Raw genomic sequence first — 13,809 nt, forward strand, 5'->3', positions numbered from 1 at the left:
GCTCGTCAGCGGGCGAGGTCGCGGCGGCGGAACCCGGCGAATCCGATCGCCACGAAGAGCGCGGTGACGAGGCTGATCCAGACGAGGCCCAGCCAGTCGGCATCGGCGGCGGTGACGTTGGGGATGTGCCAGTAGGGGCTGATCGCGAGCACCCAATCCCACAGCTTGAACGTCGGGCCGAGCAGGGTGAGAACGAACGAGACCAGAACGCCCAGCCAGGCGACGAGGCTGACGACCGGACGCGCACCGACCACCGCGACCGACACGGCGACGACTGTCCAGACGGCCGGAACGGTCGCCGCCGCCTGCACCAGCGCGTCGCCGAACTCGACACCGATGTCGGCGGTCGCGGCAAGCGTCGCGATGAGCATTCCGGCAATGAGCACGTAAACGGCGGGCGCCGCGAGTGCGAGCACGACGTTGCCGGCGAAGTACCGCCGGCGACGAACCTTCGTCGCGACGACCGGTTCGACCCTGTCTTCCAGTTCCTCGGTGCGCAGCCTGAGCATGATCTGCACGCCCGGGATGGAGGCGATGATGCCCACCAGGCTGAGGATCGTGACGAGAAAGGCCGAGACGAGGGCATCCGGCGTCGTCGCACCCGCCGCGAGCACATGGGCGACGGCACTGTTCTCGCCGAGGATGTCGGTGATCGAGGTCGCGAAGAACCCGAACACGACCCCCAGCGCAACGAACGCGACCGCCCAGGTGATCACCGGCCCCCGGTTGAGCCTCAGCACGAGGCGCCACGTGGTGCGAGCCCTCCCCCGCGACGGCCCGGGTCGCGGGGCGATGATCCCCTGGCCGAAGTCGCGCCGGGCCTGCAGTGCGAACGCGACACCGATGAGCACCAGTGAGAGCGCGAGCGCGTACCAGAGCGGCCACCAGCGATCCCCGTTCGCGGGCCGGGTCTCGGTCATCCAGCCGAGCGGATTGATCCAGACCGTCCAGGCGGGTGCGTCGACGGAGTACGCGAAGCCGCGGAGCAGAAACAGCGCGCCGAGCGTTCCCACCGCCATCGAGTTCGCCGTGCGGGAGTCCGAGCCGAGCTGTGCGGTGACGGCAGCGACGGCGGCGAACATCCAGCCCATCGCGGTGAAGGTCGCGGCGAGCAACAGCGAGGAGCCCCAGTCGCCGCCGCAGAGCGCCGTGACGACGCCGCAGACGACACCGAGCATGACCGAGCCGATCATCGCGAGGCCGACACCCGCGAGCAGGCGGCCGGCGCGGCCGAGCACCCCGGAGGCGAGGAGTTCCGCCTGGCCCGAGTCCTCCTGTGCGCGCGTCGCGCGCGTCACCGCGAAGATCGCGCCCAGCGCGGCGAGAAAGCCGCCGAGCGCCAGACTGCGCCACGCGTTGAACCCGTCGGTGGTGCTCAGATCGAAGGCGGGGCCGAAGATCAACCCCAGGGCCGGGTTCGCGCCGATGGCCGTCGCGAGGGCGGCCCGCTCCTGCTGCTCGGGAAAGATCAGCGGATAGACGAGAACCGAGGATGCGGACAGCGCCGTCACGATGACGATCCACGGTGCCATGCGGCGGCCGTCGTGCTCCATCGACGCGCGCAGCAGGGGTGCCGTGCCGGCGACGGCCGTGCTCATCGCGCTGCCGCCGTGTCGTCGCCGGCGGCCGTGACGGTGGCATCGTGAGCCTCGTGAGCATCGTCGTAGAGGCGCAGGAACAGGCTCTCGAGCGACGGCGGCTCGACCGTGAGGGAGGAGAGACCGAGCGGAGCCAACACGGTCATCGCCTCGCCGATGCGGTCGGAGTCGACGGTGCCGGTCAGCTGATCGCCGTCGAGGTGCACGTCGTGAAAGGCGGCCAGCTCGCCGGTCGACGGGATGCGCTCCACCACGGCGCGGATCGAGGTGCGCGTGTGACCCCGCAGCTCGGCGAGCGTGCCGTTCTCCACGATGCGGCCGTCGCGGATGATGCTCAGCCGGTCGGCCAGCGACTCGACCTCGGCGAGGATGTGGCTGGAGAGCAGCACCGTCGTGCCCCGCTTCTTCGCCTCACCGATCACATCCTGGAACACGTTCTCCATCAGCGGGTCGAGGCCGCTCGTCGGCTCGTCCAGGATCAGCAGCTCGACATCCGATGACAGCGCCGCGACGATGGCGACCTTCTGCTTGTTGCCCTTCGAATACTGCCGGCCGCGCTTCGTGGGATCGAGCTCGAACCGGTCGATGAGCTCGGCGCGCCGCTGCTCGTTCAGGCCGCCGCGCAGGGTGCCGAGCAGGTCGATCGCCTCACCGCCGGTCATCCCCGGCCAGAGCGACACGTCGCCCGGAACATAGGCGAGCCGACGGTGCAGTTCGACGACGTCACGCCAGGGGTCGCCTCCCAGGAGCCGCACGGTTCCGCCGTCTGCGCGCAGCAGGCCGAGCAGCACCCGGATGGTGGTCGACTTGCCCGCCCCGTTCGGGCCGAGGAATCCGTGCACCTCGCCGCGCGTGACCGCGAGATCGAGGCCCCTGAGCGCTGGAAACTTTCCGAACGACTTCGTGAGTCCTTCGACCTCGATCATCGCATCCGTGCCCATGAGTCGTCCCTTCGTCAGGAATGAGGCCACTGTATGCCAATTCCACGCGCGAGGAAATCCCCGGCCGAAGAGTAGGCTCGCATCGTGACGCCACCCGACCCCGAATTGGGACCCGCCCGCAAGCGCCCGACCGGCCGCCGCACGGGCGACAGCGGCACGCGCGACGCCATCCTCGACGCGGCCCGCGACCTGTTCGCCGAGCGCGGCCTCGACGGCGCCTCGGTTCGGGCGATCGCGAACGCCGCAGGAGTCGACCCGGCGCTCATCCGCCACTTCTTCGGTGACAAGGGCACCTTGTTCGCGGCGACGGTCGCCAACCGCACGACGATCCCGCAGCGCATCGCCGAAACCCTCGTCGGCGACCCGGCCACGGTCGGCCGGCGCGTGACCGACACCTATCTCCGCCTCTGGGAGGAGCCGGCGACCCGCCCGACTCTGCTCTCCCTCGTGCGCTCCGCCGTCACCTCGGAGCACGCCGCCGACATGCTCATCGACGTCATGGTCTCGCGCGTTCGAACCCAAGAGGGCGCCGAGGCGGTCGACGACATCCGGATGCGGCAGATCGCGCTGGCCGCCTCGCATCTGCTCGGTGTCGCGATCGCCCGCTACGTACTGAAGGCCGCACCGGTGGTCGCGCTCGACCGGGAGACCATCGTCGACGAGGTCTCCCCGGCGATCCAGCGATACCTCACGGGCGCTCGCGACTGACAACTGCCAGCTCATCTCATATACTTCCTGGCACAACGTTAATATCAGATGCGATCTGACGGGTCTGCGGGGTCTCGTCAGGCGCCGATGGAAGGCACCCTGCAATGACGCAACCCCTCAGCCGCCGCGCGCCCCGACGACGGATCGGCTCCTCCCACTGGCTGTACATCGCCGTGATCGTGGCGGTGGTCGCCGGTGTTGCCGTCGGCCTCTCCGCCCCGGGTTTCGCGCTCGGACTCAAACCGGTGGGTGACGCTTTCGTCGCCCTGATCAAAATGATGATCGCCCCCGTGATCTTCTGCACGATCGTGCTCGGCGTCGGATCGATCGCCAAGGCGGCGACCGTCGGCAAGGTCGGCGGCATCGCTCTCGGATACTTTCTCGCGATGTCGACGGTGGCACTGGCGATCGGTCTGGTGGTGGGCAACGTCATCCATCCCGGCGAAGGGCTCTCCCTCGCGAATGCCCACTACGACGCATCGCAGGGCGAAGCGACCTCGACCACCGAGTTCCTGCTCGGCATCATCCCGAGCTCGCTCTTCGCCTCTCTCATGGCGAACAACATCCTGCAGGTGCTGTTCGTCGCACTGCTCGTCGGGTTCGCCCTCCAGCGGTTGGGTGAGCGCGGCGCCCCCATCCTCGAGGCGATCCGTCAGTTGCAGGTGCTCGTGTTCCGCATCCTGTCGATGATCATGTGGGCGGCGCCGATCGGCGCGTTCGGCGCCATCGCCGCCGTTGTCGGTAGCGCAGGGATCGCCGCACTGATCGGTCTCGGCACGCTGATGGGCGCCTTCTATGTGACCTGTGTCGTCTTCATCGTCGTGGTTCTCGGTTCGCTGCTGTGGATGGTCGCGCGGGTGAACATCTTCCGCCTCATGAAGTACCTGGGGCGCGAATACCTGCTGATCGTCTCGACCTCGTCGAGCGAGGTCGCCCTTCCACGCCTCATCGCGAAGATGGAGCACGCCGGCGTCTCCAAGCCGGTGGCCGGCATCACCATCCCCACGGGATACTCGTTCAACCTCGACGGAACCGCGATCTACCTGACCATGGCCTCGCTCTTCATCGCAACCGCCCTCGGCACACCTCTCGAGCTCGGCGAGCAGGTGTCACTGATGCTGTTCATGATGATCGCCTCGAAGGGGGCGGCGGGCGTCACCGGCGCGGGCATCGCGACGCTGGCCGGCGGCCTTCAGGCGCACCGGCCCGACCTCATCGACGGTGTCGGCTTCATCGTCGGTATCGATCGGTTCATGTCCGAAGCGCGAGCGCTCACCAACTTCACCGGCAACGCCGTGGCCACCCTGCTGGTCGGCACCTGGACGCGCGAGCTGGATCGCGAGCGTCTCCGCGACGTGCTCACAGGCTCGGCGCCCTTCGACGAGGCGACGATGGATGCGGACGAACACTCTCGGAGACCCGACAACGACGCCGACACTGACGCCGACGCTGACGCCGACCAGCCTCAGGATTCGTCGCGCGCCGCTGCCGTCTGATCGTTCCGGTCTCGAACCGTCCCGTCGGGCGCGACGTCGATGCGGATCTTGCCCTCCCAGATGCCGTTGTCACCGTCGCCGGCGAGCGGGGCGGGCGCCGGCAGCATGGTCTGCCTGTCCAGTTCGACCTGCGCCTCGTGGCGGGTTGGCGCGAACACCTCGTCGCCGATTCCGACGACGCTGCTCGAGGAACCACCGGTTCGTTTCGTCTTGTCAGAGAGGTCGATCCAGCCGAGCTTGGCGGCCACGACTCCGAGCACGACGACCACTGCTATCCCACCGACGATCCACCAGTTCACCGCTTCAGGCTACCTGAGCCGGTCGCGACGGCGCGGGGCTGTCGCACCGGCAGCACGAGAAGCGACCCCGTGCGTGGATGGTCGAAGACCTCGACGGGATGCGCGTACACCTCGGTGAGGAGGGCACCGGTGAGCACCTCGCGCGGCGGGCCGTCGGCCAGCACGCGTCCGCCCGCGATGAGCACCACGCGGTCGGCATAGGCAGCAGCGAGACCGAGGTCGTGGAGCACGGCCAGCACCGCGCATCCGTCGGCCGCCAACCCTGCGGCGAGCGCGAGCACCTGCTCCTGATGGCCGATGTCGAGAGCGTCGGTGGGTTCGTCGAGGAGCACCACGCGGCACCGCTGGGCGACGACGCGCGCGAGGGCGACCCGGGCGAGTTCGCCGCCCGACAGGGTCGTGACGTCACGGTCGGCGAGGTGCTCGGTGTCGGTGCGGGCGAGCGCGTCGGCGACGATCTCGTCGTCGGCGTCGCTCTGCGGGGTGCGGGACCACGGCATCCTGCCCATCGCCACGACATCGCGCACGGGGTAGGAGAACGCCACGCCCTTCTGCTGCAAGAGCACACTGCGCAGGCGCCCGAGCTCGGAGATGCGGATCCCCGCCGCCGCCCTGCCGCCGAGCTGAACCTCGCCGACGTCGGGTCGCACATCCCCGGCCAGCACCGAGAGCGCCGTGGACTTTCCCGCGCCGTTCGGCCCGATCAGGGCCACCAGCTCGCCGGGGTCGACGGCGAGGTCGACCCCGTGCAGCAGGCGGCGCCCGCCGATGCTCAGATCGACGCCGCGCATCCGGGCACCAGACGCCAGGGCGACGTCGGCCTGTTCGAGCGTCATGACCGCGCGTCCTTCGCGCCGATTGTGCGCCGGAGCAGCACGAAGAACACAGGGCCACCCACCAGCGCGGTGAACATTCCGATAGGCAGGTCGGCGAACGGGATGGCCGTGCGGGCCACCAGGTCGGAGCCGCTGATGAGCAGAGCACCGCCGATCGCGCTCGCGGGGATGAGTGCCGCGTGGGCCGGCCCGATCAGCAGCCGCAGCAGGTGCGGGATGATCAGGCCGACGAAGGCGATGATCCCGGCGTACGAGACAGCTGCGGCAGTGAGCAGAGCGACGATCAGCACGGCCCAGAGCCGTACCCGTTCGACGTCGACACCGAGGTGGCGGGCGCTCCGCTCCCCCAGTGCCAGGGCGTCGAGCCGCCGGGCGAGAGACCACGCACCCGCGACACCGACGACGAGCAACGGAACGGTGACGGCGACGGCCGTCCACGTCGCACCGTTGAGCGACCCCAGCTGCCAGAAAGTGACCTGCTCACGGCTCGCGGTGTCGGCGCTGAAGACGAGGAAGGCGATGATCGCGTTCGCCACCGCGTTCACGGCGATGCCGGTCAGCACGAGCATCAGCACCTGCGTCTTGCCACGGGCCCGGGAGAGCACGTAGACGAGGATGGTGGTGAGCACCCCCGTGACGAAAGCGGCGGCGGGCACGGTGGCCGGGCCGAGCCACTGCACGTCGAACACGATGACCGTGCACGCGCCGACGGCGCACCCGGCGGACACCCCGACGACGGCCGGTTCGGCGAGCGGGTTCGCGAAGACTCCCTGCATCAGGGCGCCGGCGACGCCGAGGGCCGCGCCGACCACCACTCCGAGTACGAGGCGCGGAAACCGGATGTTCCACAGTGCGGCGTCCGCGTACGCGGCGGCCCCCGAAGCGGTCGGGGCGAGACCAAGCCGGCGCGCGAACGAGGCGACCACCTCCGCCGGCGCCACCGAGAACTGGCCGAGCGCCGACGAGGTGAGCAGCACGGCGACGAGCAGCACGATCAGCCCGGCGATCACCGGGCCGCGGCGACGGTGGGCGCGGACGACCGCCGAACTCGCGAGTGCGCCCGTTCCGGTCGAGCGTGGCCGGCGCACCGGGCCGACTCGACCGGAACGGGCACTCTCGCCGCGCGGCGGGCGCGGCGGGCGGGATGCGCGCGGCGGGCGGGGCGGGCGTGCGGATGCGGTCATCCGGCGGCGCCCGGGCGGTAGACGGCGTCGGCGAGCGAGAGCAGCACGGCGGGTGTCGTCGGGCCGAAGGAGAGCACCTGCCCGTCGGCCATGTCGACGATGCGGCGATGCTGACCTGCCGCGGTGTCGGCCACTCCGGGACGTTGCAGCAGCCCCTCGATCCCGCCGGTCGACGCCAGGCCGTCCGTCATCATCAGGAACACGTCCGGGTTGGTCGCCAACAGCGCCTCGCTGTTCGCCGGTTTGCTGCCGGTGATGCCCGCCGCCGTCGCGACGTCGACGCCGCCGATCGCGTCGATCAAGTCGTCGGGCCCCATCCCTTTTCCGAAGAGGAAGAACACGCCGGCCGTGCCCCGCGCGTAGAGGAAGGCGATGCGCGGCCGTTCCTCCTCAGCCGCTGGGACGACGCGAGCAATCGTCGCCTTGGCGTTGTCGAGCTCGGTCGCGATGCGCGTGGCGAGCTTGCGGCCGAGGGAGTCGAGGCCGACGGCGTGCGCCACCGACTCGACCTGTGCGCCGATCGTCGAGATGCTGCGTTCGGGATCGAAGAACACCACGGTGACCCCGGATGCGCGCAGCTGATCCTGCACCTCTCGGGGCCCGAGGGTGGTGTCGGTGAGCACGAGCGTCGGCCGCAGAGCGAGGATGGCCTCGCCGTTCAGCTCGTGACCGTTCTGCGTGACGAGGGGCAGGTCGCGCATGGAGCTCAGCGTGTTCGAGGAGCCGCGGCCGACCAGCCGGTCGCCCAGGCCGAGCCCGACGACGGTCTCCGCGAGCGTGCCGTAGATGTCGAGGGCGAGGATACGGTCGGCGTCGGTCACGGTGACGGACTGGCCCTGCGCATCCGTCACCGTCACCGGAAGTTTCGGCGACGGATCCTTCTGGATCGGAACCACGTCGGCGACCGACGCCGCGGTCGACGGGCCGGTGATGGTGCGGGGGTTCTGCAGGCCGGCCCGGGCATCCGGGGTCGCCGAAGACGCAACGCTCGGCTTCGGGGTGACGGACGCGTTCTCCACCCCGACCCCGCATCCCGAGAGCACGAGCACCGCCGCCACCAGCAACGAGACGGGCACGAAGCGGGCAGGCCGCGACCCGCGGACGGCGCTTGTCGCGCCGCCCACGGGCCGGGTCGAGACGGGCTTCGTCACAGTGCGGCGGGGCCCGCGACCTCGGGGGTCGCGACCTCGGCGGTCGCACGACGGCGCACGGCGACGACGGCCGCGACACCCACGAGCAGGAGCAGTCCGCCGAGAAGCGGCCAGCCGCCCGCGTCTGCGCCACCGGTCGTGGCCAGGCCACTGGCCGTGGTGCTGTCGCACTCGACGTCGCTGCCGAGCGGAACCGTGAACGACACGGGGTCGAGCGCGGTGCCGGCGGTGTAGAACCCGGCGAACGCCTTGGCGCCGTCCGCCGTGAGCGTGACGGGGGCTCCGGATGCGGTCAGCGTGTTCCCCGAAGCTCCGCCGCTGAGGGCGACGGTCGCGAACGAGACGCCCGCGTAGTCACTCGGCGTGCCGTCCATGTCGGTGGAGTGCACATCGGCGACGATCGTGGCGCTGTTCGCGCCGGCGACCCGGAGGGCGACGTTCGAGATCACCAGGTTGAGGACCCCGCCGTGACCCGTGAACGACACACTGCCGGGAAAGCGGATCGTGCCCTTGTCGTCGACGGCGTTGTAGGTTCCGCTGCCGTTGCTCCACGAGTATGCGCCGTTGCCGTAGGTGACGCCGGAGAGCGTCCACGACCCGTTGGCGATGCCGCCGGAGATGTAGGTGCGGAAGCTCGACTTGATGCCCCAGTCGAGGGTCGCGCCGTCGACGGAACGGGCGACGCACACGGGCTGCGCCGGTGTGTTCGCCGCAGGCGTCGTGACCACGGGCACGGTGCCGGGGTCCACCACCGCGACATCGGTGACGTTCAGCGTCACCGACGGGGCGACGGCGGGAGCGAAGGCCGCAGGGTCGTCCGGTGTGAAGGATGCGCTGAGCGTGCGGGAGCCGAGCGCGAACCCGTCGAGGTGGGTGGTCACCGAGCCGTTGACCAGACGCAGGTTCGACGCCAGCGCAGTCGGCGCCGCCGCCGCAGCAGCCACGACTAGACTGGCGGGAAGGCTGGAGGCGACGCCGTCGTAGATGGTGACGGTTCCGGCCGCGACCGGCGAGACCTTGACGGTGACATCGACGCCGGCGCCCGGGGTGGTCGAGGCCGCCGACGTGGTGAGCGTGAGCAGGGTCGAGACCGGGCCGGTGCTCGGGGAGGCGAACGAGATCGGCGTGAACGTGTCTTGCGTGCGGTCGGCCGAGCCGTGCGCGGCCATCGTGAAGATGCCGCACTCGACGGCGGTGCAGTCCACGGACTGGCCGTTCGACGTGATCGCGGCCTTCACCCCCGTGAGGGTGCTGGTGAACGAGCCGCCGGCACCGATGGTGCTGACCCACTTGACGTTGGCGAAGTAGCCGGCGTTCAGGTACCAGTTCGGGTCGTTCAGCACCGACTTCGGCCCGACGCCGACGTAGACGCCGAAGACGCTGCCGCCCGTCGGCTTGAAGGCGGTGCCGGTGACCGTGAGGCTGGCGCCGCTCGGGTCGAGCCCGGTGGCGGGAGAGACGGAGACGGATGCCGTGGCCGGCGCGACCCGTGCGGTGACCTTGACGGCCACCGCATCCGACGAGCTGCCGTCGAACGCCGCCGCGTCATCCGGTGTGAACGCGGCGGTCACGGAATGGTCGCCGACACTGAGCGCCGAGGTGGTGAGCGCGGCTTTGCCGTCGGTCACGGCGGTGCTGCCCAGCGCCGACGAGCCTTCCGTGAACGCGACGGTTCCGGATGCGGCGGGCGAGACCTCCGCGGTGAGCACCACGGAACCGCCCTCCTCGACCGTGGCCGGCGATGCGCTCAGGGTCGTGGTCGTCGCGGTGGCCACGGGGGCGGCGAAGGTCAGCGCCGTCGTGGTGTTCTGGGAGGTGTCGCTGAACCCCTGCCCGTGCGCCTTCGAGGTGTAGAGGGCGTACGCCGGGGTGCTCGCGCTGGCCGCCGGAACGGTGATCGACACCGAGAAGCTGCCATCCGGGTTCATCGGCGTCTGGCGCGCGGAGCCGCTCGCCACCTCGGTGAGACCTGTCGCGATCCACACGGTCTCCGAGGGCGCGAGGCTGCCCGAACCCAGATAGAACCCGGGAAGCCCGGCAGGCCCGAGGCCGAGGTAGATGCCGACGCCGTCTGCGGCGAAGCCGCTGCCGGTGACGGTGATCGTGCCGCCCGCGGCCGGCACGGCGGGCGCCGTGACCGCGGGGCCGGCAGCCATCGCCGGAGTCGCCGCGACGGCGGTGAGACCGAGCGAGGCGAGAGCGGTGACGAGCACCGCCGCGAGAATTCTGCGCCGGCCGGAAGGGGCTGACGGGGGTGCGAATGGTGGACTCGACGGTCTCATGGCGCTCCTGTGAGCGGGACGACCTGGATGTCGTCTCGCTGATTTCGATCTGGTGTGATTAGGTAAGGCTTAGCTAACTAAGCCTTACCTAACCTAACAGACCTGGGTAGGGCGAGCGCAAGCCCCGCGCCCCGAGCGGCGAGGGGCGAGTTGTTGCGAGGCAGGGCATCCCCTAGCTCGCAACGACTCGCCCCTCGGCGCACGGTGTGTGCTCAGGTCAGAAGGCGCGCGCTCCGTTCCGGGGGCAGGGAGCGTGGCCGTGACCGGGGGCGTGGCCCGCGCCGTGACCGGCGCCGTTGCCCGCGCCGTGGCCCGCGCCGTGGCCGTGGCCGGCGCCGTGGCTCGCGGCGGTCACGGTGGTCGAGCCCAGGGTGAGCCAGCCGTCTTTCGCCGTGTCCTGCGTCGCGTTCGCGAAGCGCACGGGGATGCCGCCGGCAAGCGGGTTCACCACTTGCGCCACGAGCTTGTAGCTGCCGGCGGCGACGCCGCTGAGGCTGACCGATCCGGTGAACTGCTTGCTCGAACCGCTCGCGATGTCACTGACGTGCCAGCTCGTCGTCACGCTCTTGACGACCGCTCCGCTGCTGTTGACGTACGCCAGCTTGATCGGCCAGTCGTAATAGAACGGCGCGACTCCCACGTTCGAGACCTTCATCCCGACCGTGACCGTCGTGGCCGACGTCGTCGCCGGAACGAGAGCCTCCGTCGCCCGGAACGAGTACCCGAGCGATTGCGCGCCGAGCAGAGCGGCCGGCTTGTCGGCGGCCGAGTATCCGGTCTCGAACGCGTAGTGGTCGATCAGCCAGCTGGCGTGGGTCTGGGCGACGCTGCCGGCGAAGTCGTTGTCTCCGCCGTCTTCGAGCACCGGGCACCCTGCAGCACTGAAGATGCAGGATTGCAGCTCGGGTCGCAGCTCACCGCCGATGGGGTAGCTCTTCCATTTGTCGGTGGCGCCGGCGGCGACCATGTTGTCCATGAAGTGCCAACCGAGCGAGCTCGTCTTGGTCTCGAGGGCGAACGAGTCGTCGTGGTAGCCGATCGGCATCGACGCGTTCATCGTGTTCGGATTGCGCACCATCAGCTGCGTGGTGTGGAAGCCGTTCACGAAATCGGTCAGGATCTGCTGCTGGGTCGCATCCGACGCCATCCAATTGGGCTGGCCGCCGTCGCCGTTGTATGGGTAGGTGTGCCATTCGCCCCAGAATCCGACGAGGCCCGCCTGCACGTACCCGATGCGCGCGTCGCCGTCGTAGCGGTGACCGAGCGCCGCGATGAACTGGTCGAGCGCGGTGCGGAGCGCCGGGTCGTCGTAGTTCGGCGAAACGCTCACACCGTTGTTGCCGTAGTCGTCGTACGAATGGGTGGCCAGCCCGCCGTCGAGCAGATACTGCGGGATGCCGCTCGGCTTCGTCGGGTAGTCGAGGTAGAAGCGCAGAGCCGTCTGGTGGCCGCGCGAGGCGATGTCGTCGAGCGCCGCATCCATCGCCGTCCAGTCGAACGTGTTCGGGCCGGTCATCACGGCGTTCAGTGGAAAGTACGACCACTCCATCGAGTACGGGAATTTGCTGTACGAGCCCTGGAACGGGATGAAGCCCTTCAGCGGGTTCACCTGCGGTTCGGGGGCGGAGGCGAGGGGCGTCCAGCCCGCCGTCGTCGCGGTCGCCGGGGCCGCCGCGATGGCGGGCACGGTGATCGCGGCGGCGAGCGCCATGCCCGCCACCATGTTTCTGATCGTCTTCTTCATCTCTTGCACCTGCTTTCCGGTGACATCGGCGTCACCATCGGTCGGATCGTGGGAGTTGCTAGACGACGATGGATGCGGCCTCCGAGGGCGCCGTTCCCGTCACGATGGGCGTCAGATCGACCGAGCGCCCGTTGATCCGGTACGCATAGCGGCCGGTCTGCTCGATGACCGCCGTCTCATCCATGTAGTCGGCCAGCTCGCGTCGCTCCGACTCGGTCAGCCAGGCGATCGGGTCGGAGGTGGAGCGGAACTCGAGAATGGCCGCGGTGTCGCGCAGCGCCTGCCGTTCGCCGTCGTCGAGGAGGCTGCGCGCGCTGCGGAAGTAGATCGCATCCGGGTCGACCTCGTACAGGCGCTTCATCCAGGTGCGATTGAGCGAGGAGACGATGGAGTTGCGCGCGCCGACGCCCGACGGGTCGCCGGAGCGTTCGGCGTTGTCCCAGAACGCCCCGACATCCGGCCCGACACGGGCGCCATCGAACACGCCGACGGAGGGGATCATCGGAACGCCGCAGCCGAGCAGGTAGACGGAATCGCCGACGACGGAGCGGATGTGCTGCACGGCCTCGCGATAGACGGTCTCGCGCGGGAGGTCCTGGCTCCGGTGCCCGGTGATCGCGCCGCCGTACATGAAGTCCAGCTTGAGGTAGCTGAAGCCCCAGCCGGTGACTCGCTCGAACACCTCCCGGAGGTGCTCCTTCACCTCGTCCTGGGTGGTGTCGAGGGAGTAGTAGTGGGAACCCCAGTTGTACCCGGTGGTGAGGGGCCGGCCGCCGGCATCCTGAACGAGGAGGTCGGGCCGCTGCCGGGCGATCGTGGAGCCGGGCAGGGCGATGAGCGGCGCCAGCCAGAGGCCGGGACGGAAGCCCGCGCGGGCGATCGTGTCGGCGGTGGCGCGCATCCCGGAAGGGAATTTGGAGTTCGCCGTCCAGTCGCCGACGATGGGCTCCCAGCCGTCGTCGAGTTGGAAGACGTCGACCGGATAGCCGGCCAGGTCGCCGGCCGTGCGGGCGACGAGCTCTTCGTCGATGTCTTCGAAGAACGAGTACCAGCTGCTCCAGACCGTTCCGGCCCGCTGCGACCGGCTGCCCAGCCGCTCGGAGAGCACGTCGGTGTAGTCGGCGAACACCTTCTGTTCCGGGCCGTAGGCCACGAACCATTCGGCGAGGTCGTGCTCGCCGCGCGCCCAGAGCACGTTGGCGTCGGCTCCGACCCGCGGTGTTCCGAGGCCGAGCGCTCCGACCAGCAGCACGTTCCCCTCGGGGCCCGCCACCGCACCGACGGCGCTGCCGGAGTGCGCGTGCGGGGTCTCGTTCGCGGCGTCGTCGGCGGTCAGCAACCGGGAGGGGCTGTCTTTGATGCCGATCGTGTCACCGCTGACCTTCGCCCAGCCGCTCGGGCTCCAGGAGTTCCAGCCGTGCCGGTAGAACTCGGTGTCGCCGAACGGATGGAGCAGCGCGAGCGGCCCGGCTGGAACGATGTAGCCGGTCGCTGTTCGCGTCGGTTGTCCGGAGACGTTCGCGGGGATGAGGAGTGCGCCGAATTCGAGGGTGTGCAGCATGGGTGACTT

11 protein-coding genes are annotated in these 13,809 nt (G+C 69.8%); 2 read left to right on the forward strand and 9 right to left on the reverse strand.

Going from position 1 to position 13,809, the window contains the following annotated elements; translation table 11 throughout:
• Window positions 1-5 precede the first annotated feature (5 nt).
• The gene (locus tag ACFVWR_RS01745) at window positions 6-1,598 is read right to left on the reverse strand and encodes an ABC transporter permease (RefSeq protein ID WP_387207337.1); all 1,593 of its coding nucleotides are present in this window, start codon (window positions 1,596-1,598) and stop codon (window positions 6-8) included.
• Window positions 1,595-2,539, reverse strand: a complete 945-nt coding sequence (locus ACFVWR_RS01750) for an ABC transporter ATP-binding protein (RefSeq protein ID WP_387207338.1) — start codon at window positions 2,537-2,539, stop codon at window positions 1,595-1,597. Before ACFVWR_RS01750 ends, ACFVWR_RS01745 begins: the two co-directional genes overlap by 4 nt.
• 84 nt (window positions 2,540-2,623) lie before the next feature.
• On the opposite strand from ACFVWR_RS01750, the gene ACFVWR_RS01755 reads away from it, so the two are divergent.
• Complete coding sequence (locus ACFVWR_RS01755; protein WP_387207340.1) at window positions 2,624-3,247, forward strand: TetR family transcriptional regulator; 624 nt, start codon at window positions 2,624-2,626, stop codon at window positions 3,245-3,247.
• 104 nt (window positions 3,248-3,351) lie between these two features.
• Window positions 3,352-4,743, forward strand: a complete 1,392-nt coding sequence (locus ACFVWR_RS01760; protein WP_387207342.1) for a cation:dicarboxylate symporter family transporter — start codon at window positions 3,352-3,354, stop codon at window positions 4,741-4,743.
• Here the strand turns inward: ACFVWR_RS01760 and ACFVWR_RS01765 are convergent.
• The 7 genes from ACFVWR_RS01765 to ACFVWR_RS01795 all read right to left on the reverse strand — a co-directional run bounded on the left by ACFVWR_RS01765 (window position 4,713) and on the right by ACFVWR_RS01795 (window position 13,800).
• Complete coding sequence (locus ACFVWR_RS01765; RefSeq protein ID WP_387207344.1) at window positions 4,713-5,042, reverse strand: hypothetical protein; 330 nt, start codon at window positions 5,040-5,042, stop codon at window positions 4,713-4,715. The two genes, ACFVWR_RS01760 and ACFVWR_RS01765, sit on opposite strands and share 31 nt — an antisense overlap.
• Window positions 5,039-5,878, reverse strand: a complete 840-nt coding sequence (locus ACFVWR_RS01770; RefSeq protein WP_387207346.1) for a heme ABC transporter ATP-binding protein — start codon at window positions 5,876-5,878, stop codon at window positions 5,039-5,041. Before ACFVWR_RS01770 ends, ACFVWR_RS01765 begins: the two co-directional genes overlap by 4 nt.
• Window positions 5,875-6,966, reverse strand: coding sequence for a FecCD family ABC transporter permease (locus ACFVWR_RS01775; protein ID WP_387207348.1), 1,092 nt, complete (start codon window positions 6,964-6,966; stop codon window positions 5,875-5,877). Before ACFVWR_RS01775 ends, ACFVWR_RS01770 begins: the two co-directional genes overlap by 4 nt.
• Before the next feature lie 92 nt (window positions 6,967-7,058).
• Window positions 7,059-8,186 (reverse strand): hemin ABC transporter substrate-binding protein, encoded by a 1,128-nt coding sequence (locus ACFVWR_RS01780; protein ID WP_387207350.1) that lies wholly within the window; start codon window positions 8,184-8,186, stop codon window positions 7,059-7,061.
• Window positions 8,187-8,209: 23 nt separating this feature from the next.
• Complete coding sequence (locus ACFVWR_RS01785; protein ID WP_387207352.1) at window positions 8,210-10,426, reverse strand: HtaA domain-containing protein; 2,217 nt, start codon at window positions 10,424-10,426, stop codon at window positions 8,210-8,212.
• A gap of 286 nt (window positions 10,427-10,712) precedes the next feature.
• Window positions 10,713-12,239 carry a DUF4832 domain-containing protein gene (locus tag ACFVWR_RS01790; RefSeq protein ID WP_387207354.1) on the reverse strand — a complete coding sequence of 509 codons (1,527 nt, stop codon included), beginning with the start codon at window positions 12,237-12,239 and terminating at the stop codon, window positions 10,713-10,715.
• Between the two features lie 58 nt (window positions 12,240-12,297).
• Window positions 12,298-13,800: a glycoside hydrolase family 36 protein gene (locus ACFVWR_RS01795; RefSeq protein ID WP_387207356.1), complete on the reverse strand. Its 1,503-nt coding sequence runs from the start codon at window positions 13,798-13,800 to the stop codon at window positions 12,298-12,300.
• Window positions 13,801-13,809: the final 9 nt, after the last annotated feature.

It is taken from the genome of Leifsonia sp. NPDC058292 (assembly GCF_042880955.1).
Lineage (GTDB): Bacteria > Actinomycetota > Actinomycetes > Actinomycetales > Microbacteriaceae > Leifsonia.

What these genes read in the sequence shown, in the direction of transcription:
- ACFVWR_RS01745 (WP_387207337.1), bottom strand. Translation starts at nt 1,598, where the DNA reads ATGAGCACGGCCGTCGCCGGCACGGCACCCCTGCTGCGCGCGTCGATG.
- ACFVWR_RS01760 (WP_387207342.1), top strand. Translation starts at nt 3,352, where the DNA reads ATGACGCAACCCCTCAGCCGCCGCGCGCCCCGACGACGGATCGGCTCC.
- ACFVWR_RS01795 (WP_387207356.1), bottom strand. Translation starts at nt 13,800, where the DNA reads ATGCTGCACACCCTCGAATTCGGCGCACTCCTCATCCCCGCGAACGTC.
- ACFVWR_RS01770 (WP_387207346.1), bottom strand. Translation starts at nt 5,878, where the DNA reads ATGACGCTCGAACAGGCCGACGTCGCCCTGGCGTCTGGTGCCCGGATG.
- ACFVWR_RS01790 (WP_387207354.1), bottom strand. Translation starts at nt 12,239, where the DNA reads ATGAAGAAGACGATCAGAAACATGGTGGCGGGCATGGCGCTCGCCGCC.
- ACFVWR_RS01750 (WP_387207338.1), bottom strand. Translation starts at nt 2,539, where the DNA reads ATGGGCACGGATGCGATGATCGAGGTCGAAGGACTCACGAAGTCGTTC.